This is a genomic window from Collinsella intestinalis, from assembly GCF_902364775.2.
Lineage (GTDB): Bacteria > Actinomycetota > Coriobacteriia > Coriobacteriales > Coriobacteriaceae > Collinsella.
Window position 1 is genome coordinate 278730 of record NZ_CABJEU020000001.1, and the last position, 22008, is coordinate 300737.

At 62.7% G+C, this 22008-nt stretch carries 19 protein-coding genes; 15 read left to right on the forward strand and 4 right to left on the reverse strand.

The genetic code is table 11. The features are described 5' to 3' along the window. Positions 1 to 102 precede the first annotated feature (102 nt). Both FY258_RS01105 and FY258_RS01110 read right to left on the reverse strand, forming a co-directional pair. Positions 103 to 1560 (reverse strand): M20 family metallopeptidase, encoded by a 1458-nt coding sequence (locus FY258_RS01105; protein ID WP_118102481.1) that lies wholly within the window; start codon positions 1558 to 1560, stop codon positions 103 to 105. Between the two features lie 200 nt (positions 1561 to 1760). Next, a complete protein-coding gene (locus tag FY258_RS01110; protein WP_118102482.1) occupies positions 1761 to 2450 on the reverse strand; it encodes a flavodoxin domain-containing protein in 690 nt (229 codons plus the stop codon). Positions 2451 to 2913: 463 nt separating this feature from the next. On the opposite strand from FY258_RS01110, the gene FY258_RS01115 reads away from it, so the two are divergent. From FY258_RS01115 to FY258_RS01160, 10 genes are all read left to right on the forward strand, one after another. Beyond that, positions 2914 to 3357 (forward strand): PTS sugar transporter subunit IIA, encoded by a 444-nt coding sequence (locus FY258_RS01115; protein ID WP_006723255.1) that lies wholly within the window; start codon positions 2914 to 2916, stop codon positions 3355 to 3357. Continuing rightward, the gene (yajC, locus tag FY258_RS01120; RefSeq protein ID WP_118102483.1) at positions 3357 to 3641 is read left to right on the forward strand and encodes a preprotein translocase subunit YajC; all 285 of its coding nucleotides are present in this window, start codon (positions 3357 to 3359) and stop codon (positions 3639 to 3641) included. The genes FY258_RS01115 and yajC overlap by 1 nt, the downstream gene beginning before the upstream one ends. Positions 3642 to 3726: 85 nt before the next feature. Continuing rightward, a complete protein-coding gene (agaB, locus tag FY258_RS01125; RefSeq protein WP_006723253.1) occupies positions 3727 to 4209 on the forward strand; it encodes a PTS galactosamine transporter subunit IIB in 483 nt (160 codons plus the stop codon). A gap of 98 nt (positions 4210 to 4307) precedes the next feature. Further along, positions 4308 to 5105: a PTS mannose/fructose/sorbose/N-acetylgalactosamine transporter subunit IIC gene (locus FY258_RS01130; protein WP_118102484.1), complete on the forward strand. Its 798-nt coding sequence runs from the start codon at positions 4308 to 4310 to the stop codon at positions 5103 to 5105. After that, complete coding sequence (locus FY258_RS01135; RefSeq protein WP_118102485.1) at positions 5095 to 6189, forward strand: PTS system mannose/fructose/sorbose family transporter subunit IID; 1095 nt, start codon at positions 5095 to 5097, stop codon at positions 6187 to 6189. Before FY258_RS01130 ends, FY258_RS01135 begins: the two co-directional genes overlap by 11 nt. A 169-nt stretch (positions 6190 to 6358) precedes the next feature. Continuing rightward, on the forward strand, positions 6359 to 7090 hold the full coding sequence (locus FY258_RS01140; RefSeq protein ID WP_118102486.1) for a GntR family transcriptional regulator: 732 nt from the start codon (positions 6359 to 6361) through the stop codon (positions 7088 to 7090). 192 nt (positions 7091 to 7282) lie between these two features. After that, positions 7283 to 8446, forward strand: coding sequence for an SIS domain-containing protein (locus FY258_RS01145; RefSeq protein WP_118102487.1), 1164 nt, complete (start codon positions 7283 to 7285; stop codon positions 8444 to 8446). A gap of 131 nt (positions 8447 to 8577) precedes the next feature. Continuing rightward, positions 8578 to 9738 (forward strand): N-acetylglucosamine-6-phosphate deacetylase, encoded by a 1161-nt coding sequence (nagA, locus tag FY258_RS01150; RefSeq protein ID WP_118102488.1) that lies wholly within the window; start codon positions 8578 to 8580, stop codon positions 9736 to 9738. A gap of 112 nt (positions 9739 to 9850) precedes the next feature. Next, complete coding sequence (locus tag FY258_RS01155) at positions 9851 to 10477, forward strand: BRCT domain-containing protein (protein ID WP_118102489.1); 627 nt, start codon at positions 9851 to 9853, stop codon at positions 10475 to 10477. A gap of 232 nt (positions 10478 to 10709) precedes the next feature. Beyond that, positions 10710 to 11645 carry a hexose kinase gene (locus tag FY258_RS01160; RefSeq protein WP_118102490.1) on the forward strand — a complete coding sequence of 312 codons (936 nt, stop codon included), beginning with the start codon at positions 10710 to 10712 and terminating at the stop codon, positions 11643 to 11645. A gap of 103 nt (positions 11646 to 11748) precedes the next feature. On the opposite strand, the gene FY258_RS01165 is transcribed toward FY258_RS01160, so the two are convergent. Continuing rightward, on the reverse strand, positions 11749 to 12558 hold the full coding sequence (locus FY258_RS01165; protein WP_118102491.1) for a DeoR/GlpR family DNA-binding transcription regulator: 810 nt from the start codon (positions 12556 to 12558) through the stop codon (positions 11749 to 11751). Positions 12559 to 12867: 309 nt separating this feature from the next. On the opposite strand from FY258_RS01165, the gene FY258_RS01170 reads away from it, so the two are divergent. From FY258_RS01170 to FY258_RS01180, 3 genes are all read left to right on the forward strand, one after another. After that, on the forward strand, positions 12868 to 13716 hold the full coding sequence (locus tag FY258_RS01170; RefSeq protein ID WP_118102492.1) for a class II fructose-bisphosphate aldolase: 849 nt from the start codon (positions 12868 to 12870) through the stop codon (positions 13714 to 13716). A gap of 153 nt (positions 13717 to 13869) precedes the next feature. Next, positions 13870 to 14460, forward strand: coding sequence for a GNAT family N-acetyltransferase (locus FY258_RS01175; RefSeq protein WP_118102493.1), 591 nt, complete (start codon positions 13870 to 13872; stop codon positions 14458 to 14460). Positions 14461 to 14672: 212 nt separating this feature from the next. Next, the gene (locus FY258_RS01180) at positions 14673 to 15851 is read left to right on the forward strand and encodes a DMT family transporter (protein ID WP_182279356.1); all 1179 of its coding nucleotides are present in this window, start codon (positions 14673 to 14675) and stop codon (positions 15849 to 15851) included. Positions 15852 to 15926: 75 nt separating this feature from the next. Here FY258_RS01180 and FY258_RS01185 read toward each other — a convergent pair whose 3' ends face one another. After that, positions 15927 to 16994, reverse strand: a complete 1068-nt coding sequence (locus FY258_RS01185; RefSeq protein ID WP_118102494.1) for a threonine aldolase family protein — start codon at positions 16992 to 16994, stop codon at positions 15927 to 15929. 195 nt (positions 16995 to 17189) lie between these two features. On the opposite strand from FY258_RS01185, the gene hisS reads away from it, so the two are divergent. Together hisS and FY258_RS01195 are read left to right on the forward strand one after the other, a co-directional pair. Beyond that, positions 17190 to 18500: a histidine--tRNA ligase gene (gene hisS / locus FY258_RS01190; protein WP_118102495.1), complete on the forward strand. Its 1311-nt coding sequence runs from the start codon at positions 17190 to 17192 to the stop codon at positions 18498 to 18500. 245 nt (positions 18501 to 18745) lie between these two features. Beyond that, a complete protein-coding gene (locus FY258_RS01195) occupies positions 18746 to 21571 on the forward strand; it encodes a phosphoenolpyruvate carboxylase (protein WP_118102496.1) in 2826 nt (941 codons plus the stop codon). Positions 21572 to 22008 lie beyond the last annotated feature (437 nt).

The following is a 22008-nucleotide window of genomic DNA, read 5'->3' on the forward strand; positions in this document are numbered from 1 at the left end:
CAGTCGGTAAACAGCGGTATATCGCTCATCGAAAAAGGCCCTCGGGAGTCCCGAGGGCCTTTTCTTGATATGTACGATGCCGCTACTTGCCGCTGCCCGCCGCTACTTGCCGTTGCGCGCGTCAGATCCGTGGCGCGCCTCGTGGATCTCGCGTGCGGCGGCGGCTCGGGCTTCGCGTGCGTCGCGCAAGGCGTTGTGCGCGCCGACCGTCTTGCTGCGCGCGCCGCGCAACGTCTCGGCGAGCTGCGGGTTCGTTTCGGCTACACGCGTCACGAGCGGTCCGTCCAGCTCCTCCTGCGTGGGCTCGGACAGGAAGTCGATGGCGTATTGGGCGGCGACCATGGAGCCCTTGGCGAGAACCGATTCGTCTACCTTGAAGAAGCACGAATGCTGGGCGAACGTCGCCCCGATCTGCGGGTTGCGGCAGCCCACGAACGCCAGTACGCCCGGAACTCGGCGCAGGTATTCGGAGAAGTCCTCTCCCGACATGGTGCCGCGGTAGCTGCCAACGCCCTCGGACCCGAGCGTTTTGAGGACCGCCTGGCGGCAGCGCTCACTTGCGGCGGGTTCGTTTTCGACCTTGTAGTTGGCGATGGTGTAGTCGGAGAGCTCGGCTTCGGCGCCATGAGCCTGCGCGATATGCACCGCGATGCGTTCGATGAGCGCGGGCATGAGCTCGTGGGTCGCCGTGGAATAGGTACGCACGGTGCCCTCCATGTGGGCCTCGCCGGCAATGACGTTGCGTGCGCTACCGGCGTGGAGCTTGCCCACGGTGACCACGGCGGGCTCGTAGGGGGAGAGCTCGCGGCTCACGATGGTCTGCAGCGCATTCACGATTTCGGCGGCGACCATCACGGCGTCGCTGCCGCGTTGCGGCATGGCGCCGTGGCAGGACGTGCCGTGCACGTCCACGCGGAACCAATCGGTGTTGGCCATGCGCGGACCGGGTTCGCAGCTGATGGTGCCCGCGTCTACCTCGCTCCAGATGTGCATGGCAAACGCGCCGTCGACACCCTCGCATACGCCGGCCTCGCACATCATGCGTCCGCCGGAGCCGTTCTCCTCGGAAGGCTGGAACACAACGCGGATCTCGCCGTGGATGTCGTCGGTCATGTGGCGCAGGACCTGCAGGGCGCCGAGCATCATGGCGATATGGCAATCGTGGCCGCAGGCGTGCATGCAACCTTCGTTGACGCTCGCGAATTCGTCGTCGGTGCGCTCGGTGACGGGCAGTGCGTCGATGTCGGCGCGCATGAGCAGGCGTCGGCGCGGCGTGCCGTCCTCGCGATAGGCGTCCGGCGCGGTTCCGCGCAAAGTCGCAACGAGGCCGGTCTCGAGCGGCTGCTCGTAGGGGATGTTCATGGCGTCGAGTTGGCCGGCGATATCGGAAGTGGTCCGCACCTCCTGAAGGCTCAGCTCGGGGTGTTTATGGAAGTGGCGGCGCTGCTTGATGATGTAGGGCTCGAACTCGGCGGCGATGTCTTGAATCGCCGCGGTGATCTGGTCGGCATCGCGGTGCTCTTTGTGGGCCATGATTTGCTGTGCTCTGGTCTTGGGCATGGTATCCGCCTTGCTTTTCGAGGGGCGCTTCGGCGCCCGCGCCTATCTGCTGCCTTCTACCATACTCCTTGAAATGCGAAAACGGGCTGCGGATATCGCTGGGGCCCGGAAGACGAACCGCCTCCCATCTCGTGATCATGAGAGATGGGAGGCGGTTCAAGTTTGTGCGCCCGACAGGGTGCTGGTTATTTTTTGAGTGCTTACTGGTTTTCGGAAGTACTGGGCTCGTCAGTTGCGCTCGGCGTATCCGTCGCGGCGGGCGCGGCGGTCTTCTCATCGGTGGCCTTACCGTTGTCGCCCTTAACGCGTTTGGCGATCTTCTTGGCGCTGCGCTTGAGATTGGTGAAGAGGCCGCCGGCGGGATGTGCGGCGTTGAAGGCGTCGCGCTTGTCGCGCTTCAGGCGCTCTTCGACCAAGATCTCACCGTAATCGGCGAGGAACTTGTCGTAGAACTCGACGGCCCCATCGATGTCCTCTTGGTTGGGGCGTCCCTTGTTCATGCCGCCCACGAACTTGTATGGACCGAAGGTGTCGAAGCCAGGGCAGCCGTAGGTGCACATGAGGGTGGCCATCTTCATGCGGCACACGCCGTCGAGGTCGCCGCCGTTGAACTTGGCGGCGCCGCCGTAGGTCATGAGGCCGATCACGTTGTCGCCGTCGCGCAGGCAATGGTCGCATACGCGCAGGACGTCCTTGTCGAACTTGGTGTAATAAATACCGGAGCCGACGATGATGATGTGGTAGGGGGAGAGGTCGGGATACTCCTCCTTGCCGAGCGTCGCAACATCGATGGTGTCGATCTCGGGGTGGGCGGCGACCAGGGCGTCGACGAGCTTCTTGGTGTTGCCGTGGTGCTTGGACCTGTAGAGGATGACCGTTCTTGGATCCATGGTCGGGCCTTTCGTGATGAGCGGGTTGGCGTGGTTGGGCGTGCGGGCCCGTGTCCACGGCGGTTACGAGTGCATGAGCGCGCGAACCGCAGGTGGATGAATCAATTGAGGCAACTGGTATTAAAACGAGTCAAACCGGCTACCTGAAAATAGATACCAATCAATTCAAATCTTCATAATTGTATAACCAGTGGCACATTTAGCCAGCAGGTTTACGGGCGAACACGCTGGAAGCAGAGAACCTGCGCAAACGCTTACAGGGCGTTAAACGGTAGCGAATAAGCAGTTGAGCACAACCAGAAGGGATGAACGGTCGCTTTTTACCGATAAACGGTTCGAAACCAGAAAAACCCGAAATTTCGGAAACAGAACATTCACAACTGGTATAGTGAATAACGACTTGTTACGTGGTTACTACCAGTACCGCACCAAATTACGCGGTGGGAACAGGAAAGAAGGATTAATGGTCGGCTTTATTTTGACTGGTCATGGCAACTTCGCCAATGGCATCAAGAGCGCGCTCGATATGGTCGCTGGTGATCAGGAGGCGTTCGAGATCGTTCCCTTCGAGGGTTCCCAGGCTGCCACCTATGGTGACGACCTCCGTGCCGCCATCACCAAGATGCGCGGCGAGTGCGAGGAGGGCGTTATCGTCTTCGTCGACCTGCTCGGCGGCACTCCCTTCAACCAGTCCATGATGATCGCCAACGATGTCGACAAGCTCGAGATCGTGACCGGCTCCAATCTTCCTATGATCATCGAGCTGCTCTTCGCCCGCAATGGCGCCACCGACGTGACCGCTCTCGCCGAGCAGGCCGTCACCGTGGGCCAGCAGGCCGTCACCCGTCAGTCCCTGGCTTCCGTCATGGGCGCCGCTGACGAGGACACCGCCGAGGACGGCATCTAATGGAGAACTTCGGGCAGAACGTTCTCGCCTCCTCCGTCGCCCTGCTGCTCATCATGGCGGTCATGGGCGTCGTCTACTTCATCTGGTCCAAGGCCAACATGAAGAAGAAGGTCAAGTACTTCGAACACATCCACACCGACCTGGCACCCGGCCAGCGTGTGATGTTCGGCGGCGGCATCTTCGGCGACGTGAAGAGCGTCAACGGTGACGTTGTCGAGGTCAAGGTCCGCTCCGGCGCGACGCTCGACGTCTCCCGCTACGCGATCCAAGAGATCGTCAAGTAGCTTAAAGAGATCAAGCCTCGCCGATAAGAGGCTCAATCCCTTAGGTAGTAAAGGCCAGTACGCGAATACGAAAGGACGGATCGCAATGGCAGAGCCCAATATCCTTCTCACCCGTATCGACAATCGACTGATCCACGGTCAGGTTGCCACCCAGTGGAACTCCACCCTGGGTTCCAACCTCATCCTCGTTGCCAACGACGAGGTCTCCACGAACACCATGCGCCAGAACCTCATGAAGATGGCTGCTCCCACCGGTGTTCAGACCCGCTTCTTCTCCATCCAGAAGACCATCGACGTGATTCACAAGGCCTCCCCGGCCCAGAAGATCTTCATCGTGCTCGACTCTCCTCAGGACGCGCTCAAGCTCGTCGAGGGCGGCGTGCCGATCAAGAAGCTCAACATCGGCAACATGCACATGGCCGAGGGCAAGCGTCAGGTCGCTACCACCGTCGCCGTCAACGACGACGACGTGGAGTGCTTCCGCAAGCTTCAGGAGCATGGCGTCGAGCTCTCCATCCAGCGTGTGCCCAGCACGCCCGTTGAGGATACCAACAAGCTGTTCGCGTAATTTGGGGGTTTAGCGAACCAGTTTGTTTGTATACGGGATGAAATCATCCCGGTCGTAAATCTCGTACGAGAAAGTACATTTGAAAGGAGGAGCAAAAGATGGACGTGAATTTCCTTCAGATCGCCCTGGTCTTCCTGGTGACCTTCGTTGCCGCTATCGACCAGTTCGACTTTACGGAGTCCCTGTACCAGCCCATCGTCACCGGCCCGATCATCGGCGCTATCCTCGGCGATGTGCAGACCGGCCTCGTGGTTGGTGGTACCTACCAGCTCATGACCATTGGTAACATGCCTATTGGTGGTGCTCAGCCGCCGAACGCAGTTATTGGTGGCATCATGGCAGCCGTCTTTGCCTGCACCCTCGAGATGGATCCCAACGTCGCCGTTGCGACCGCGATTCCGTTCGCCCTGCTCGGCCAGTACGGTGTGACCCTGTTCTTCACCCTTCGTGCCCCGATGATGGAGTCCTTCCGCGCCGCGGCTGTGAAGGCTGACACCAAGGCCATCACCAAGCTGACCGTCGTGTCCGAGATCATCCTCGGCCTCATCTTCGCCGCGATCGTCACCCTGTTCTTCGTCGGTGGCCTCACCGCCGGCCAGGCTGTCGTCTCCGCCATCCCCGCATGGCTCAACGCCGGTCTGTCCGCCGCTGGTGGCATGATGAAGTTCGTCGGCTTCGCGATCCTGCTGAAGATCATGATGTCCCGCGACATGTGGGCCTTCTTCCTGCTCGGCTTTGGTCTCACCACCATCGTGCACGGCATCCCCGCGCTCGCCAAGCCTGAGCTTCTGATCATGGCCATCATTGGCTTCGGCCTCGCCTTCTGGGACTTCCAGCAGCAGACCGAGCTCAAGGGCGCTTCTTTTGACGGAGGTGATATGAGCGATGGCATCTAATGAGTTTGTCGTCCCCGCGCAGTACGAGGATCTCACTCCTGCGCCGAACGTCGATAAGAAGACGCTCAACCGCATGGTCTGGCGCTCCTACTGGCTCCAGTCCTCGTTCAACTACGAGACCATGCAGTCCGGTGGCTGGCTGTTCGCCATGGTCCCCGGCCTCGAGAAGGTTCACACCAACAAGAACGACCTCGCCGCGTCGATGTACCACAACCTGGACTTCATCAACACGCACCCGTTCCTGGTCACCTTCGTCATGGGTATCGTTCTCTCCCTCGAGCAGAACAAGGTCGATACCCAGACCATCCGCTCCGTGCGTATTTCCGCTGCCTCCCCGCTGGGCGGCATCGGTGACGCCCTGTTCTGGCTGACGCTCGTGCCGATCACGGCCGGCATCACCTCGAACATGGCCATCGAGGGCAACATCATCGCCCCGCTCATCTTCCTCGTGGTCTTCCACGCCGCCCTGTTCGCCTGCCGCTTCGGCCTCATGAACTGGGCTTACAAGATGGGCACCTCCGCCATCGACTCCCTGACCGCCAACATGCAGGCCTTCACCCGCGCTGCCGCCATCATGGGCTGCTTCGTGGTTGGCGCCCTGACGGTCAACATGGGTGGCACCCAGATCAACCTCAACATCCCGAACGGCACCACCCGTGGCCTCGCCGCTCACACCGTTGTGGTTTCCAACGAGGACGCTGTCAACTTCGAGTCTGAGCTCGACACCGAGACCGCTGAGCCCGGCACCCTTGGTCTTACCGACCTCGAGGGCAACCCCCTCACCGCTGCCGACGCTGATGGCAACGCCGTCGAGACCGGCATCGTCGACATGGGCAACGGCATGAGCACCGTGACCTACGCTGAGGTTACCGAGACCCCGGTTTCCTTCTCCGTGGCCGACACGCTTGACACCGTCATGCCCAAGCTCGTTCCTCTGGCGCTCGTCATGCTGCTGTACTTCCTGTTCGCCAAGAAGAACTTCACCCCCATCAAGGGTATCGTTCTGATGCTGATCATCGGCATCCTCGGCGCCCTGCCGCTCAACGAGTGGTTCGGCCTCACCTGGTGGACTGGTCTCTGGTAATTCCAGCTGACTGTTGAGGTGCAATCTCCCCCAGATGCGCCTGCAAACCCGGCGTGGGCTTCGTACTCACGCCGGGTTTTTTCTAACTTTTCCCGTCACTTCAATTCGTCTGCCCGGGATCGGCATCCCGTCGGCCGGCAAGTCCTTAGTAGCATCGGAGGCGAAGCTCATGGCAGCCACGGCGCGCAAGCAGCCCCTGTATGACCAGCTCGTTGATATCCTCGCCGATAAAATCGAGCACGAGTACCACGCCGGGGACATGATCTCCTCGGAGCGCGAGCTCTCCGAACGCTATGGCCTGTCCCGTACGACGGTTCGCCTTGCCCTGCAGGAGCTCGAGCGTTTGGGCCTGATCGTTCGACAGCATGGTCGCGGCACGTTCGTGGCCGATCGCTCCGCCCAGACCACTAACCTCATGCAGTCTTACAGCTTTACCGAGCAGATGCGCGAGTTGGGTCGCGATCCGGTGACCACCATCCTCGAATTCTGCGATGTTGAGGCCGATAAGAACCTTGCCGAGCATATGGGCGTCCGCCTTGGCGAGAAGCTCTTCAAGCTCAAGCGCCTTCGTTCCGCGGATGGCATGCCGATGATGGTCGAGCGTTCCTACCTGCCCGTTCGCAAGTTCCTGTCCCTCAAGCGTCCCCAGCTTGAGTGCAAGCCGCTCTATGACGTGATCGAGAAGGACTACCACGAGAAGATCAGCGTCGCGGAGGAGGAGTTCTTCGCGAGCATCGCCCGCCCTGCCGATGCCCACCTCTTGGACATCTCCGAGGGCTCTCCCGTGCTCGATCTGGTTCGAACCACCTATAACAGCTCGAACGAGATCGTCGAGTATACGTTGTCGGTCGCCCGTGCCGACCAGTTCAAGTACAGGGTCCAGCACCGTCGCAGCGAGTAGCTCGTGCGTGGGCAGTTGAGGGGATTGCGGGGGAGTGAGAACCGTCTCTTTCCCGGCAGGGTCCTCAACTGCTCAGGCAGTGAATCGTCAATTGTGTCCAACACGTGAAGTCGAGAACTACTGGTTATAACCAGATAACCAACTTATAATGAAAGCAGCTTGTAAAACCACAAGTCAAAAGGAGTGGTATTAATGTTCGAGATGACGACTGACCAGCTCAACGAGATTGGTGGCTTCAACACCACCACCGAGATCAAGCAGCAGCCCGAGCTGTGGCTTGACACTCTGAACATCTACAAGGAGAACCTCGAGGCCATCGAGTCCTTCCTGGCCGAGGCTCGCGCCATGGGCGAGGGTCGCCTCTCCGTCGTGTTCACCGGCGCCGGCACCTCCGACTACGTCGGCGACACCTGCGCTCCCTACCTGCGTCACGCTGGCGACACCAAGCTGTACGACTTCAAGCCCATCGCGACCACCGACATCGTGTCCGCTCCTCGCGACTTCCTGAACCCCGACGAGCCCACCGTGGTCGTCTCCTTCGCCCGTTCCGGCAACAGCCCTGAGTCCCTGGCCGCCGTTCAGGTTGCCAAGACCTTCGTGAAGAACGTCAAGTTCATCAACATCACCTGCGCTCCCGAGGGTAAGCTCGCCGTCGAGTCCGAGGGCGACGCCGATCAGCTCACGCTGCTCATCCCGCGCGCCAACGACAAGGGCTTCGCCATGACCGGCTCCTACAGCTGCATGACCCTGCTCTCCACCCTCATCTTCGACACCGCTTCCCTCGAGCAGAAGATCGCTTGGGTCGAGGCTGCCGCCAAGCTGGGCGAGGACGTCGTCGCTCGCGAGTCCGAGATCGCCGAGTTCCTCTCCGGTGACTTCAACCGCGTGACCTACCTGGGTTCCGGCTCCTTCGTGGGTCTGGCTCAGGAGGCTCAGCTCAAGATCCTCGAGCTTGCTCACGGCCTCGTTGCCACTTCTTGGGACTCCTGCATGGGTTACCGTCACGGGCCGAAGTCCTTCGTCGACGACAAGACCATCGTGTTCGTGTACATGAACAACGACGAGTACACCCGTCAGTATGACCTCGACATCCTGAACGAGATCAACGGCGACCAGATCGCCGCCAAGACCATCGCCATCCAGCAGGACGGCGCCACCAAGTTCGACGGCACCTCTTTCACCCTCGCCGGTGAGGCTCTGCCCGAGGGCTACCTGGCCCTGCCGTTCGTCATGGTCGCTCAGGTCATCTCCCTGCTCAACTCCGTGCGCGTGGGCAACACCCCGGACACCCCGTCTCCGTCCGGCACTGTGAACCGCGTCGTCAAGGGCGTGACCATCCACCCCTTCGAGGCCTAATAGCTCTCGGAATTCCGAATTGAAGGCGCCCTCCCGGTCTGCAAGGACGGGCGGGCGCTTTTCTTGCTGCTCGTTCGTTGCTTTCTGGGTACAAGCCCAGTGCGTGCATCAATATCGTGTTAGGAGAACACATGAGCACTTATGCAATCAAGGCCGATGCCTTCTATCTGCCCACTCGCGTTGCGCGCGGCGGTTACCTCATGGTCGAGGACGGTGTCTTCGGCGAGTATGTGACCGAGGCCCCCGACTGCGAGATCCGCGACTACTCCGGTCACGAGATCGCTCCTGGCTACGTCGACACCCATATCCACGGCTTCGACGATCATGACATCATGGACTGCGAGTCCGAGAGCGTCGCTATCGTGTCCCGTGGCATCCTGCGCAACGGCGTGACCAGCTACCTGCCCACCACGCTCACCGCGAGCACCGAGCAGCTCGAGCGCGCCTGCGCCTCCGTTGCCGAGTACGTCGAGGCTGGCGACGAGACGCCGCACGCCCGCATCCAGGGCATCTTCCTCGAGGGCCCCTTCTTCACCGAGAAGTACAAGGGCGCCCAGAACCCGGCTTACCTCTCCGCCCCCACTATGGAGAAGCTGAACGCCTGGCAGGCCGCCGCGCACGGCCTCGTCAAGAAGATCGCCGTCGCTCCCGAGTACGACGGTGCCGTCGAGTTCACCGCTGAGGCTGTCAAGTCCGGCGTCGTCGTGGCCCTCGGTCACTCCGCCGCCACCTGCGAGCAGGCTCAGGCCTGCCTGGACGCGGGCGCCAAGGTCTTCGTCCACACTTATAACGGCATGAGCGGCCTGCATCACCGCGAGCCCGGCATGGTGGGCGCCGCCCTTTCCAGCCAGGATAAGTCCTTCTCCGAGCTCATCTGCGATGGCCATCACGTCAACCCCATCTCTGCGGGCATCGTGATGCACGCCAAGGGTCATGAGCACGTCGCGCTCATCACCGACTGCATGTGCGCCGGTGGCATGCCCGATGGCGACTATTTCCTGGGCGAGCTGCCCGTTGTCGTTGCCGGTGGCACCGCCCGCCTGAAGGACGGCGGCTCTCTGGCCGGCTCCATCCTCAACATGAAGGACGCCGTCAAGAACGTCTATGAGTGGGGCATCGCCACCAAGGCCGAGGCCGTCTACATGGCCACCCAGGCTCCCGCCGAGGCCAACGACATCGCCGACGAGTGCGGTTCCATCCGCCCCGGCCGCAATGCCGACTTCGTCGTCCTCAACCACGACCTGTCCCTCGTCGAGACCTATCTCGGCGGCGAGAGCGTCTACACGGCGTAAACTACACGTGAGGACACCTTTAGACGCGTATGTCTTGAGAAGCGCCACCTCGTTTGGGGTGGCGCCTTTCGTATGGTCGGGGTCCGGTCGATCGATCTGGAGGTCAAGGTACATGGATATGAAAACCATCGGCATGGTCATGGTGGCTGCGGTACTCGTGTTCACGGTCTACATGGAGGTCAAAAAGCGGACGACCATCGGAAAGCTCGAGACTTACCTTGCCAAGGGCGATTTTGAAAGCTATCTCAAGTTGGTCGACCGCCCGCTCACGAGCATCCTGTATCCAAAGTACAACGTGCTTTTCCTGCGTTTAAACGCGACGATGGCGTTGAGTGACGCTGAGCAGACGGAGCGGACCATCGAGCAGATGGCTAAGCTCAAGATGAATGATGAGCAACGTCTCGCTCTGACGGTGAAGGCGTTCAACTTCTATGTGGACGTCGAGGACAAGCGCAAGGCCAAGGAGGCGCTCAAGTACATCGAGAAGCACGGCGGTAAAGAGGCGGCCCGTGTGAACAGGCGCACGTACGATATCTTCCTCAAGAAATCGAGCGCCTATATTCCAGAGATGGAGCATGCGCTTGAGAAGGCGACTCCGTCCGACGAGGTCATGCTTTGTCAGCTGCTTGCCGTGCAATATGAGAACAAGGGCGATCACGAGAAGGCGGCGGCATACCGTGAGCACGTCGAGCGCGTCATGGATGCGACGCTTGGCAAAAACGCGGGTGCGCCCGAATAGCGCTTGCGCGGCCGTTCGATGGGCGTCGGGCCTTTCGTTTGCTTGCGCCAGCGCTGCTCCAAATCGCCATGATGCACGTTCCGACCAGCGAGAATCAAGCACTGGAATGGTGCGGAGCGGTAGAATGGGGAGCGTGGTGAAAGCTATTTATCGCCGCTCTTGCGGCCATCATACCGAGATGTTGTAGGGGTAATCGCGCGGACGGCCGAGTCCGCGTACGTAAGGAGGAACCATGATCCTGACCGTCACCATGAATCCCGCCATCGATACGGCGTATCAGCTGGACAAGCTGATCGTCGACGACGTGAACCGCGTCGCGCCGAAGAAGACCGCCGGTGGTAAGGGTCTGAACGTGAGCCGCGTCCTGTGCCAGCTCGGCGATGACGTCGTTGCCACGGGCCTGCTCGGCGGCCACATGGGTGCCTACATGGGCTCTCTGATGGATGCGGATGGCATCAACCACGACTTCACGCCCATCGCCGGCGAGACCCGCATCTGCCTGAACATCCTGCATGAGGGCAATCAGACCGAGCTGCTCGAGAGCGGCCCCGAGATTTCCGCCGAGGAGCTCGCTGCTTTCTCTGCCAAGTTCGCCGAGCTCGTTGCCAAGGCCGATTGCGTGACCATCTCCGGCTCCCTGCCCAAGGGCGTCCCCGCGGATTTCTACGCCGGCATGGTCGCCGAGGCCGCCAAGCACAACGTTCCCGTGCTGCTCGACACCTCCGGCGCATCGCTTGACGCCGCCCTCGAGGCCGAGGTCAAGCCCACGCTCGTGAAGCCCAACCTCACCGAGATCAACGCTCTGCTCGGCACCAGCTACACGCCCGAGCAGGTCACCGATCTGGCCGCCGCCCTCAAGGCCGACGAGCGCTTCGCCGGTATTCCGTGGGTCGTCGTGTCCATGGGCGCCGCCGGCTCCTTTGCCTTCCACGGCGATAAGATCTACCGCGCCGTGACTCCGCCGATCCCGGCCGTGAACGCCACCGGCTCCGGTGACTCCACCATCGCCGGCTTCGCGCATGCCATCGCCGCCGGCGCCGACGACGTGACCGTGCTCAAGACGGCCAACACCTGCGGCAAGCTCAACGCCATGGACCCGCAGACCGGCCACCTGGTCATCGAGCGTTGGGACGAGGTCTACAACGCCGTTGAGGTCACCGAGCTCTAGTCGGCCTTCCCAGGTATTCGATCTTGCCGTTCAATCGTCGGGCGCCGCATGCAAGGCGTGCGCCCTCCTCTTTCACGGCAACCTCGGGCACCTGGAAAACCCGCTACTGTTCAGTGGTGACTATAAGCTGAGGGCGCTTGGCGTCGTTCGGCAGTTTGTCGAGGGCATCCGAGAGGGTGCCCTCTTCGTCTTTATCGATGACGATGTGGTCGACCGCGTGGATGGGGGCGAAACAATACGTTCCGCGGGAGGTGAGCTTGCTGGCGTCCATGAGAGCGACGGAATGGCTCGCGGCGCTCATCGCGGCCTGCTTAATTTCCGCCATTTGGGGGAAGTCGGTCACAAAGCCGCGCCCTGCGACGAATGCGCCCGGGCAGATCACCGCGAGGTCGGCGTGAATGGTGGCGATTGCCGCCATGGTGAGCGGCCCAAAGAGGTACCGGTGGCCCTTGCGGAGCTCGCCGCCGAGCATGATGACATCGACCGAGGGGAGGCTCTCGTCGATGAAGTCGGCGATGGTGATATCTGCGGTGATGACCGTGATGCCCGTTCGCATGTCCAGCATGCGTACGAACTCGAGGGCCGTGGTGCCCGAATCGACGAACACGGTGTCGCCATCGCGCACCAGCTCAAGGGCGGCGCGAGCGATGGACTGCTTGGCATCGACATTCACGTTGACGCGCTGGTCTTGGACCGAAACGGTCAGGGTCTTGTGCAGCGAGACGGCCCCGCCGTGCGTGCGCCTGAGTTTGCCGGCGGCGGCGAGCGCATCAAGGTCGCCGCGGGCCGTGACGGTCGAGACGCCGAAAGCCCGCGCGATGTCGGCGACTTGCACGGAGGCGCTGTGCTCGAGCATATCCATGATGGCCGTGCGACGCTCCTCGGCGAACGTGCGGGATGCGGATGCGGACATGGAAGCCCCCTCGTCAATCGTGTGCAAAATGTGTTGAGTCCATTTTGCATTATTTTCTTTTTGAGAAACAAAAAGAGTTTGTTTCTCTTTCGTTTCATCATGAACGCAAATATGACGAAATGCGCGAGGATGGGCGAATCTTTCGTTTCTCTTCTGATGGGCATGTGCGGACGCGCCGACCCTGCGTGAATAGCGCAGCACGTGAGCTGCCGCTTTTGTACAATGGATGCAGCAATTACGTCGGTATCGGTGCCGGCGGTATGGCAGGTGCCCACGGGTGAACCGGGGCCGAGAAGGGAGCGATCGCTCATGCTCGTAACCACCAAGGAGATGCTGCTCGACGCGCAGAAGAACCACTACGCCGTCGGCGCCTTCAACGTCGAGAACCTCGAGTTCGTCATGGCCGTCCTGGCCGCCGCCGAGGAGACCAAGTCCCCCGTCATCATGCAGACCACCTCTGGCACCATCAAGAAGACCGGTCTCGATTACTTCTACGGTATGGTCAAGGCCGCCGCTGAGCGCGCTTCCGTGCCCGTGGCCCTGCACCTCGATCACGGCGATGGCTACGATCGCTGCATGAAGGCCCTTCGCACTGGCTACACCTCCGTCATGATCGATGGCTCCCACGAGTCCTTCGAGGACAACATCGCCCTCACCAAGTCCGTTGCCGACGCTGGCGCCTGCATGGGCGTGCCGGTCGAGGCTGAGCTCGGCAAGGTTGGCGGCAAGGAGGACGACGTCGAGGTCGAGGGCGAGTCCCCCTACACCGACCCGGTCGAGGCCAAGGAGTTCGTCGAGCGCACCGGCTGCACCTCTCTGGCCATCGGCGTGGGCACCGCTCACGGCGTGTACACCGAGGAGCCCCACATCGACCAGGACGTCGTGAAGGCCATCCGTGCCGCCGTCGACGTGCCGCTGGTTCTGCACGGCACCTCCGGTGTGCCGGACGAGCAGGTCGCCGAGGCCGTCAAGAACGGCATCTGCAAGGTGAACTACGCCACCGAGCTGCGTCAGGCCTACACCAAGGGCTACATGGCCTACATGGCTGAGAACCCCAACAACTTCGACCCCAAGAACCCGGGTCAGGCTGGTATGGCCGAGATCACCAAGATCGTCAAGGTTCGTATGGAGAACCTCGGCTCCTGCGGCCGCGCCTAATTCGCGGTAACAACTTGCTCCCATCGAAAGGGCCGGCGTGGTTTCCATGCCGGCCTTTCCGTATGGGCACGCCTTGTCGGCCGCGTATGGCAGTCGGCAGCGGGGGCGACGCCTGGGATAAGATGGACGAAAACGATTTGAGAGGGGACGGCCATGAGCGGAGACGTGAGGGTTAGGCTGGCACGCATCGAGGATGCCGAGGAGCTGGCTGCCATATACGAGCCGTACGTACGTGAGACGGCGATCACCTTCGAGTACGTCCCGCCCACGCCCGCGGAGTTTGCCGAGCGCATGCGCAAGACCATGGAGTTCTACCCCTATCTGGTTGCCGAGCTCGACGGGCGCCTGGTGGGGTACGCCTACACGGGAACCTTCAAGGGCAGGCCCGCCTACGATTGGGCAGTCGAGACCTCGATTTACGTGGCGCAGGGTCACGCGGGCGAGGGGATCGGCCGCGCCCTGCACGACATGCTCGAACTTCTGCTGCGTGCGCAGGGCGTTCTCAACATGTATGCCTGCATCGCCGTGCCGGATGGCGAGGACGACGAGACGCTTACCCGCAACAGCCAGCATTTTCACGAGCATATGGGATACCGCTTGGTGGGGGAGTTCTACCAGTGTGGGTTCAAGGGCGGCCGTTGGTACAACATGATTTGGATGGAAAAGATGATCGGCGAGCACCGTGCGGACCAGCCTCCGGTGACGCCGTTTCCCGAGACCTCTGTCACATACGCGGAATGCTGAGCTAAGGTTTGCGCCTAGCCACACGGCTCCAGCGCGAACGATGGCCCGTCGTTTTCACATATATCGAGCCAGCGCTTTAGCGTGGTGCGTTGAGCTGCAGGTAAAGCGTATGGTAATGTTTCTAAAGTCGGGGGGCCGACGCTAGAACTATGTGATGCCGAGTGGCGCCTATGGGGTGCGGACACCACGCTCGGGTGCGCGAGGGAGCCGGGATGACCAGCATCGATCGCGAGCGTGGGGATGACATCACCACCGTCAAAACTATAGAGGACGTGCGCGCGATGAAGCGCGCGCATAAGGGTGGCACCTGGAAATACGCCTGTGCCTGCAGGTCCGGTGTGCGTTATGAGGGAGAAAGCGAGGCGTGGGCTCAATTGAAGACCGTGATTGAGGAGCAGGTGGCAAAGACCACTGCCGGTATCGAGGAGAACGATCCGTTCGCAAGCAAGGACGCCGTGCCGGTCCCGCCCGAGGACCGCGCTCCGGGTGAGCTTAGAGGCGCCGGCGCCCGCTCACCGCTGTTTTGGAAGCTCATGCTCGTCGCGATGGCGCTCATCTGGGGCTATTCCTTCCTGACCATGAAGACCGTGCTGGATACGGTCCCCACGTTCATGCTTTTGGCCTGCCGTTTCCTGCTGTCGGCGGTCATCATGTTCATCATCTTCCACAAGCGCATCAAGGCTCATTTCAACCGCGAGTACCTTGGGTTCGGCGTGCTCATGGGTTGCGTGATCTGGTCGGCCTATGCCGCGCAGACGCTCGGCCTGGTCGACACCACCCCGGGCAAGAACGCGTTCCTCACCGGAACCTACTGCATCCTGGTGCCGTTCATCGCGCTCATCCTGTTCAAGGAGCGCGTCACCAAGTGGCATATCGCCTCTGCGCTGCTGTGCCTGGTGGGCGTGGGCTTCGTCGCGCTCGACAACTTCAGCATCCAGATGGGCGACCTCATGACGCTCGTGGGCGCCGTGTTCTTCGCCGTGGATATGGCGGTTGTGGGCCATATCGGCCGCACGCGCGACGTCAGCGTCCTGACCTCGTGGATGTTCCTGTTCGTGGGCTTGTTCTCGCTCGCGGCGACCACCGCCTTCGAGCCCCGCGTCCCCGCCGAGCAGTGGACGCCCGAGATCATCGGCCAGCTCGTGTTCCTCGCCGTGGTGTGCACCACCATCGGCCTGCTGCTGCAGAATCAGGCGCTTTCGCACGTGCCGCCGGCGACTGGCTCGCTGCTGCTCTCGCTCGAGAGCCCCTCGGGCGTGCTGTTCTCCGTCCTCATGGCGGGCGAGGTGCTCACCGGCAAGCTGATCTTCGGTTTTGTGCTGATCTTCCTGTCGATCGTGCTGTCCGAGACGCACTTCAGCTTCCTGCGAAAGTGGTTCCCCAAGAAGTAGATGAGAAAAGGCGCCCGTCTCCGGGCGCCTATCTTTTGCGTTGCGCGAGGCCGAAACGCTCGCGCTCAGTTGTTTTTACAATCCTCGGACAAACTCCAGCAGCTCATCGACATGCTCGGGGCGGCATGCCCAGCTCGTCACGAAGCGCAGCAGGATGCGGTCGCGACCCGCGGGATCCACAGCGGGTGTGACCTCGGCACCGCATGCCTCGACGATGCGGACGGCGTCGTCGGAGTCAAACCAGAAGAACTGCTGGTTGCCGTTGGTGTGCACGTGCGGCTCGAACCCTGCGTCCTCAAGGCCGTGGGCGAGCATGCAAGCGCATTCGTTCGCACTTGCAGCGTGGGCGAAATAGGGCAGCGACCCGTCTTCGCCGCGCGTGAATGCCGCGGTGTACTGCACGCCCATGAGGCGCCCCTTGGCGGTCATGTGTCCGCCGCGCTTTGTGAGGTAGGGGATGCGGTCGATGGCACGCCGTCCGCGCTTGGAGCGCGGGCTCACCACGAGCGCCTCGCCAAAGAGCATGCCGGCTTTGGTGCCGCCCAGCGTGAACGCATCGGCGCGTGCGGCCAAGTGCTCGAGGGTGAGGTCGCCGCCGGGCGCGGCGAGTGCGCTGGCCATGCGCGCGCCGTCGACGTACACGGCAAGATCGAGTTCCTCGGCCACATCGCACAGCGCGTCGAACTCGGCGCGGGTGTACACGTGGCCGAGCTCGGAGGTGTTGGAGAAGTAGAGCATGGCCGGGCGCGTGCAGTGGCAGCCGCCGGCAATCGAGGCGTGGTACACGCGCTCAACCTCGGCAGGGGTCAGCACGCCCAGGGCGTCGTTCGTGGCGAGGATGCGTCGGCCGCAGGCCTCGATCGCACCGGTCTCATGCGCGGTAGGGTGCGCATCGGCGGCGAGGATCGGGCCCTCGAAGTCCTCGGTGAAGGCGGAGATGCACACGGCGTTGGCGGCGGTGCCGCCGGGGATGAACTGCACGAAGGCATCGGACTGGCCGCATGCCGCGCGAATCAGCTCAGCGGCGTGCTCGCAGTGCGAATCGGTGCCGTAGCCGGGCGCCTGTTCGCCGTTGGTGCGGATGAGCGCCTCGAGCATTTCGGGTGCGGCACCCTCGGAGTAATCGTTGCGGAACTGGTGCATGTCCTGCCCCTTCATACGTGCGGGAGTTGAGCGTAAGACGGCGCGCGGGTCGCGGCGAGGTTCGGCGACGCACTTTGCCAAAACGAAGTATAACGCGTGGAAAATGTCGGGGCACATCCGTATCTGCCCCTATAATGGAGAGATTGACGATGTACCGCCCGGCGGATGCCGGGGGATATGCGAAGGAGAGGCCACATGCAGGCACAGAAGGCCGAGGGCACCAAGGATCTCATCGGGCGCGACATGCGCGCCTGGCAGAGGATGCAGCAGGTTGCAGCGGAGGTGTTCGGGCCGTTTGGGTTCGAGCCCATCGAGACCCCGGCGATCGAGCAGCTCGACGTGTTCGTGCACGGCATCGGCCAGTCCACCGACGTGGTCCGCAAGGAGATGTTCCGCGTCTTTTCCGGCGCTAATTTCGAGCGCGTCCTCGCGGAGGGCACCGATGCGAAGCTCAAGGCCAAGCAGCGCCTCGCCCTGCGACCCGAGGGAACCGCTGGCGTTGTCCGCGCGGTGGTGGAGAACAACCTGGTGCCGCAGGGCTCCGCTCCGTTCAAGGCGTGGTACGCCGAGGCGATGTTCCGCGGCGAGCGTCCCCAGAAGGGGCGTTTGCGCCAGTTCCACCAGGTCGGCATCGAGTGGTTGGGCGCGCCCGACCCCGCGGCCGACGCCGAGTGCATCATCATGCTCATGCGTTTCTACGAGCGTCTTGGATTCGACCTCTCCCAGCTTCGCCTGCTGATCAACTCCATGGGCGACCCGGCGTGCCGCCCCGCATATCGCGAGGCCGTGCGCCAGTTCATCCTCGACCATGAGGATGAGATGTGCGACGAGTGCCGCGAGCGCGCGGAGCTCAACCCGCTGCGCGCCTTCGACTGCAAGAACCCGCATTGCCACGAGATCATGCAGGGCGCCCCGCTCATGCCGGATTCTCTGTGCGACGAGTGTCGCGAGCACTATGCGCAGGTCAAGCAGTATCTGGACGCGGCGGGTATCGCCTACGTCGAGGATCCCACGCTCGTCCGCGGCCTCGACTACTACACCCGCACCGTCTTCGAGGTCGAGGCCCCGGGCGCGGGCGTTGGCTCCATCGGCGGCGGTGGCCGTTATGACGGTCTGGTTGAGCTCGAGGGCGGCAAGCCTACGCCGGGCGTTGGCTTTGCGGTCGGCTTCGAGCGCGCCGTGCTCGCCCTCGAGGCGTTCGGCAAGGAGATGGATTGCGATGCCGATCGCTGCGTGTTCGTTGCCAACGCCGGTGCCGATCTGAGGGACGAGGTCTTCGCGCTTGCGCTCGAGCTTCGCGGTCGCGGGGTCCGCACCGAGTGCGATTACCAGGGCAAGTCATTGAAGGCCCAGTTCAAGCTCGCCGATAAGCTCAACGCCTCGCACATCGTGATCGTCGGTGGCGACGAGTTGGCTGCCGGTAAGGTCAAGCTGCGCAACATGGCCACGCATGAGGAGAACCTGATCGAGCGCGCCAGCGCTGCCGAGGTCATCGCGGGGCTGTAGCGCGAAACGGGGCTGTAGCGCGAAAGTCGAATCGCATGGTTGCGGCGGGGCGAGTGCCCCGCCGTTTTTTGGCGCGAGTACGCCCATCCGTCGGGACATACACGCCGCCTGCCGATTATTTGTTGAAAAGCGGGAGAGGAACTCTATCAGACTAAAGTAGGTGGTAGGTGACGCGTTGCCCGCCTATAATAGTGCGGTCGCACGGGCCCCCTGGGAGCGTCCGTGCCTGCATCTAAGGAGGTAGCGTGGCAGAGAATACGTCTGCAGAGCAGCGGCTCGGAGACTTCATCACCGGTGACATGGTCGCCGACGTGATGTCCGGCACCCGCCGCATCGACCTGACCGACCTGGCGGCCGCCGTCGAGGTCCTGTCCGATATCGACATCCCCGCCGAGCTCCGCGACAACCTCGCGCTGTTCCTGCGTCTCGAGCGTCGCGTCCTGCGTGAGTATGACGCGAAGGTGCTCGATGTCTTCGACGAGCTCATGATGAACGTGATCCGCGCCAACGCCGGCGACCCCGGCGCCGAGGCCGATGGCGAGGCCGTGGACGCCCAGGGCATGCCCGCGAGCGACACGCCCTCTGCATGTGCCTTCCGCGACGCTGTGGCGCTCATCGACGCCCTGCCCATGGATCAGGCCCAGGTCATCGTCCGCGCGTTTACCGCGTTCTTCCACCTCGCCAACCTGTCCGAGGAGAACTATCGCGTGGCACAGCTGCGCGAGCGCGAGCGCAATGTGTCCACCGAGGATGCGGTCGACCCTGCGAATGCCCTCACCGTGGCGTTCCATCAACTCAACGAGGAGGTCGGCGGCGCCAAGGCCACCGAGCTGCTTTCCCGCCTGGAGTTCCACCCGGTTTTTACCGCACACCCCACCGAGGCGCGTCGCAAGGCCGTCGAAGGCAAGATCCGCCGCATCGCCCGCCTGCTTGAGGAGCGTCCCTACATGGGCGGCTCCGACCTGGTGGAGAACGAGCGCCACATGCTGCAGGAGATCGACGCCCTCGTGCGCACGAGCCCCATCGCCCTCAAGAAGCCCACGCCCGTCGAGGAAGCCGACACCATCATCGACATCTTCGACAGCACGCTGTTCGACACCATTCCCGTGATCTACCGTCGCTTCGACGACTGGGTCCTGGGCGAGGTCGCGGGCACGGTCCCGCCCGTGTGCCCGGCGTTCTTCCATCCCGGCAGCTGGATTGGCTCCGACCGCGACGGCAACCCCAACGTCACCGCCAAGGTGAGCCGTCAGGTGGCCGCCAAGTACGCCACCCACATGATTTCCAAGCTCGCGGACAAGTGCCGTCGCGTGGGTCGCAACCTCACGCTCGAGGCAGCGCATACGCAGCCCTCGGATGAGCTGCTCAACCTGTGGAGCCATCAGGTCGAGATGAGCGAGGTGCTCACCGAGCGCGCCCGCGAGATCTCCAACTCTGAGCCGCATCGCGCCGTGATGCTCGTGATGGCCGCCCGCCTGGACGCCACGGTGACGCGCAACGCCGACACCATGTACCGCACCGCCGAGGAGTTCCTCGAGGACCTGCGCGTGGTCCAGCGCTCACTGGCCGCCGCGGGTGCCCGACGCGCCGCGTACGGCCCGGTCCAGACCCTCATATGGCAGGTCGAGACCTTCGGCTTCCACATGGTGGAAATGGAGTTCCGTCAGCACTCCGTGGTCCACAGCCGCGCGCTCGCCGATATCCGCGAGCACGGTATTCACGGCGAGCTCGCCCCCATGACGCGCGAGGTGCTCGACACGTTCCGTGCCATCGGGTCCATCCAGAAGCGCTTCGGCCAGAAGATGGCCCGTCGCTACATCATTTCGTTCACCAAGAGCGCGAGCCACGTGGCCGATGTCTATGAGCTCGCGAACCTGGCGTTCGCGCATGCCGAGGACGTCCCGACCCTCGACGTGATCCCGCTGTTCGAGCAGCTCGAGGACCTCGAGGGCTGCGTCGACGTGCTCGAGGAGATGCTCGCCATCCCCGCGGTGCAGAAGCGCCTTGCCGAGTCCGGTCGTCGCATGGAGGTCATGCTCGGCTACTCCGACTCCTCCAAGGACGCTGGCCCCACTACCGCCACGCTCGCCCTGCACTCCGCCGAGGAGCGGATTGTCGCGTGGGCCGAGAAGCACGATATCGACCTGGTGCTCATGCACGGCCGCGGCGGCGCCGTTGGCCGTGGCGGCGGTCCCGCCAACCGCGCGGTGCTCGCCCAGCCCGCCGGCTCGGTCAACTGCTTCTTCAAGGTCACGGAGCAGGGCGAGGTTATCTTTGCCCGCTATGGCAATCCTGCGCTGGCGCAGCGCCATGTGGAGTCCGTTGCCGCGGCGACCCTGCTCAACTCCGCGCCTTCCGTGGAGCGTACGAACACCGAGATGACCGCGCGCTATGCCGAGATGGCCGCCACGCTGAACGAGGCCAGTCATGAGCGCTACCTCGACCTGCTGAACACCGAGGAGTTCACGCCGTGGTTCTCCTGCGTGACGCCGCTGACCGAGGTCGGCCTGCTACCCATCGGCAGCCGTCCGGCCAAGCGAGGCTTGGGCGCCAAGTCCCTCGACGACCTGCGCACGATCCCGTGGGTGTTCTCCTGGAGCCAGGCCCGCATCAACTTGGCCGCGTGGTACGGCCTGGGCACCGCCTGCGAGAAGCTGGGCGACTTGGAGCTTTTGCAGCGCGCCTACCGCGAGTGGCCGCTGTTCAACACGTTCATCGACAACATCGAGATGTCGATCGCCAAGACGGACAACCGCATCGCCAAGATGTATCTTGCGCTCGGCGATCGCGCCGACCTGGCCGACAAGGTCTTTGACGAGATGATGCTCACGCGTTCCTGGGTGCTGCGCATCGTGGGCGACGCGTGGCCGCTCGAGCATCGTCGCGTGCTCGGTCAGGCCGTGCGTGTGCGCAACCCGTTCGTGGACGCGCTGTCGCTCGCGCAGGTTCGCGCGCTGCGCGAGGTTCGCGCCAACCAGGACGAGCTGTCCGAGGAGGCCAAGGCCGAGTTCATGAGCCTGGTTCTGGAGACCGTCACCGGCGTCTCCGCCGGTCTGCAGAACACCGGGTAAGGTCTGTCGCCTTCGCAGGTGCGTGCTGGCTTCACGGACCCGTTGCCCTCGCAGGTGCACGTGCTGGTTTCGCGGGCCCGTTGCCCTCACAGGTGCACGTTGGCTCCGCGGACCCGTTGCCCTCGCAGGCCACCTGCTTCACATTGCCTATGGAATTATGCCGTTCAGGGGTCCTGAGCGGCATTTTTTCATAGGCAAAATCCGGGGAGGCAAAGGCAAAGCCGAGGGATGCATAGGTAGAGTCGTGGCGACCAAAGCCGTGGGCCTCTAGCTGTAGGCGAGTTCGTGCCGAGTTCGGGTTGCGAACCTGTTAAGACAACGTAAGCCGGGCGCTCTTCTATGATAAAGTGCCCGGCTTTCCGCTATCCTAGTGAGTTATCGCGCTGCGGGTGCCGAGTTTCGGCGTGCGCGCGATATGCCGAGCCGCGCTGTCTACG

What these genes read in the sequence shown, in the direction of transcription:
- FY258_RS01105 (WP_118102481.1), bottom strand. Translation starts at nt 1,560, where the DNA reads ATGCCCAAGACCAGAGCACAGCAAATCATGGCCCACAAAGAGCACCGC.
- FY258_RS01110 (WP_118102482.1), bottom strand. Translation starts at nt 2,450, where the DNA reads ATGGATCCAAGAACGGTCATCCTCTACAGGTCCAAGCACCACGGCAAC.
- FY258_RS01115 (WP_006723255.1), top strand. Translation starts at nt 2,914, where the DNA reads ATGGTCGGCTTTATTTTGACTGGTCATGGCAACTTCGCCAATGGCATC.
- yajC (WP_118102483.1), top strand. Translation starts at nt 3,357, where the DNA reads ATGGAGAACTTCGGGCAGAACGTTCTCGCCTCCTCCGTCGCCCTGCTG.
- agaB (WP_006723253.1), top strand. Translation starts at nt 3,727, where the DNA reads ATGGCAGAGCCCAATATCCTTCTCACCCGTATCGACAATCGACTGATC.
- FY258_RS01130 (WP_118102484.1), top strand. Translation starts at nt 4,308, where the DNA reads ATGGACGTGAATTTCCTTCAGATCGCCCTGGTCTTCCTGGTGACCTTC.
- FY258_RS01135 (WP_118102485.1), top strand. Translation starts at nt 5,095, where the DNA reads ATGGCATCTAATGAGTTTGTCGTCCCCGCGCAGTACGAGGATCTCACT.
- FY258_RS01140 (WP_118102486.1), top strand. Translation starts at nt 6,359, where the DNA reads ATGGCAGCCACGGCGCGCAAGCAGCCCCTGTATGACCAGCTCGTTGAT.
- FY258_RS01145 (WP_118102487.1), top strand. Translation starts at nt 7,283, where the DNA reads ATGTTCGAGATGACGACTGACCAGCTCAACGAGATTGGTGGCTTCAAC.
- nagA (WP_118102488.1), top strand. Translation starts at nt 8,578, where the DNA reads ATGAGCACTTATGCAATCAAGGCCGATGCCTTCTATCTGCCCACTCGC.
- FY258_RS01155 (WP_118102489.1), top strand. Translation starts at nt 9,851, where the DNA reads ATGGATATGAAAACCATCGGCATGGTCATGGTGGCTGCGGTACTCGTG.
- FY258_RS01160 (WP_118102490.1), top strand. Translation starts at nt 10,710, where the DNA reads ATGATCCTGACCGTCACCATGAATCCCGCCATCGATACGGCGTATCAG.
- FY258_RS01165 (WP_118102491.1), bottom strand. Translation starts at nt 12,558, where the DNA reads ATGTCCGCATCCGCATCCCGCACGTTCGCCGAGGAGCGTCGCACGGCC.
- FY258_RS01170 (WP_118102492.1), top strand. Translation starts at nt 12,868, where the DNA reads ATGCTCGTAACCACCAAGGAGATGCTGCTCGACGCGCAGAAGAACCAC.
- FY258_RS01175 (WP_118102493.1), top strand. Translation starts at nt 13,870, where the DNA reads ATGAGCGGAGACGTGAGGGTTAGGCTGGCACGCATCGAGGATGCCGAG.
- FY258_RS01180 (WP_182279356.1), top strand. Translation starts at nt 14,673, where the DNA reads ATGACCAGCATCGATCGCGAGCGTGGGGATGACATCACCACCGTCAAA.
- FY258_RS01185 (WP_118102494.1), bottom strand. Translation starts at nt 16,994, where the DNA reads ATGCACCAGTTCCGCAACGATTACTCCGAGGGTGCCGCACCCGAAATG.
- hisS (WP_118102495.1), top strand. Translation starts at nt 17,190, where the DNA reads ATGCAGGCACAGAAGGCCGAGGGCACCAAGGATCTCATCGGGCGCGAC.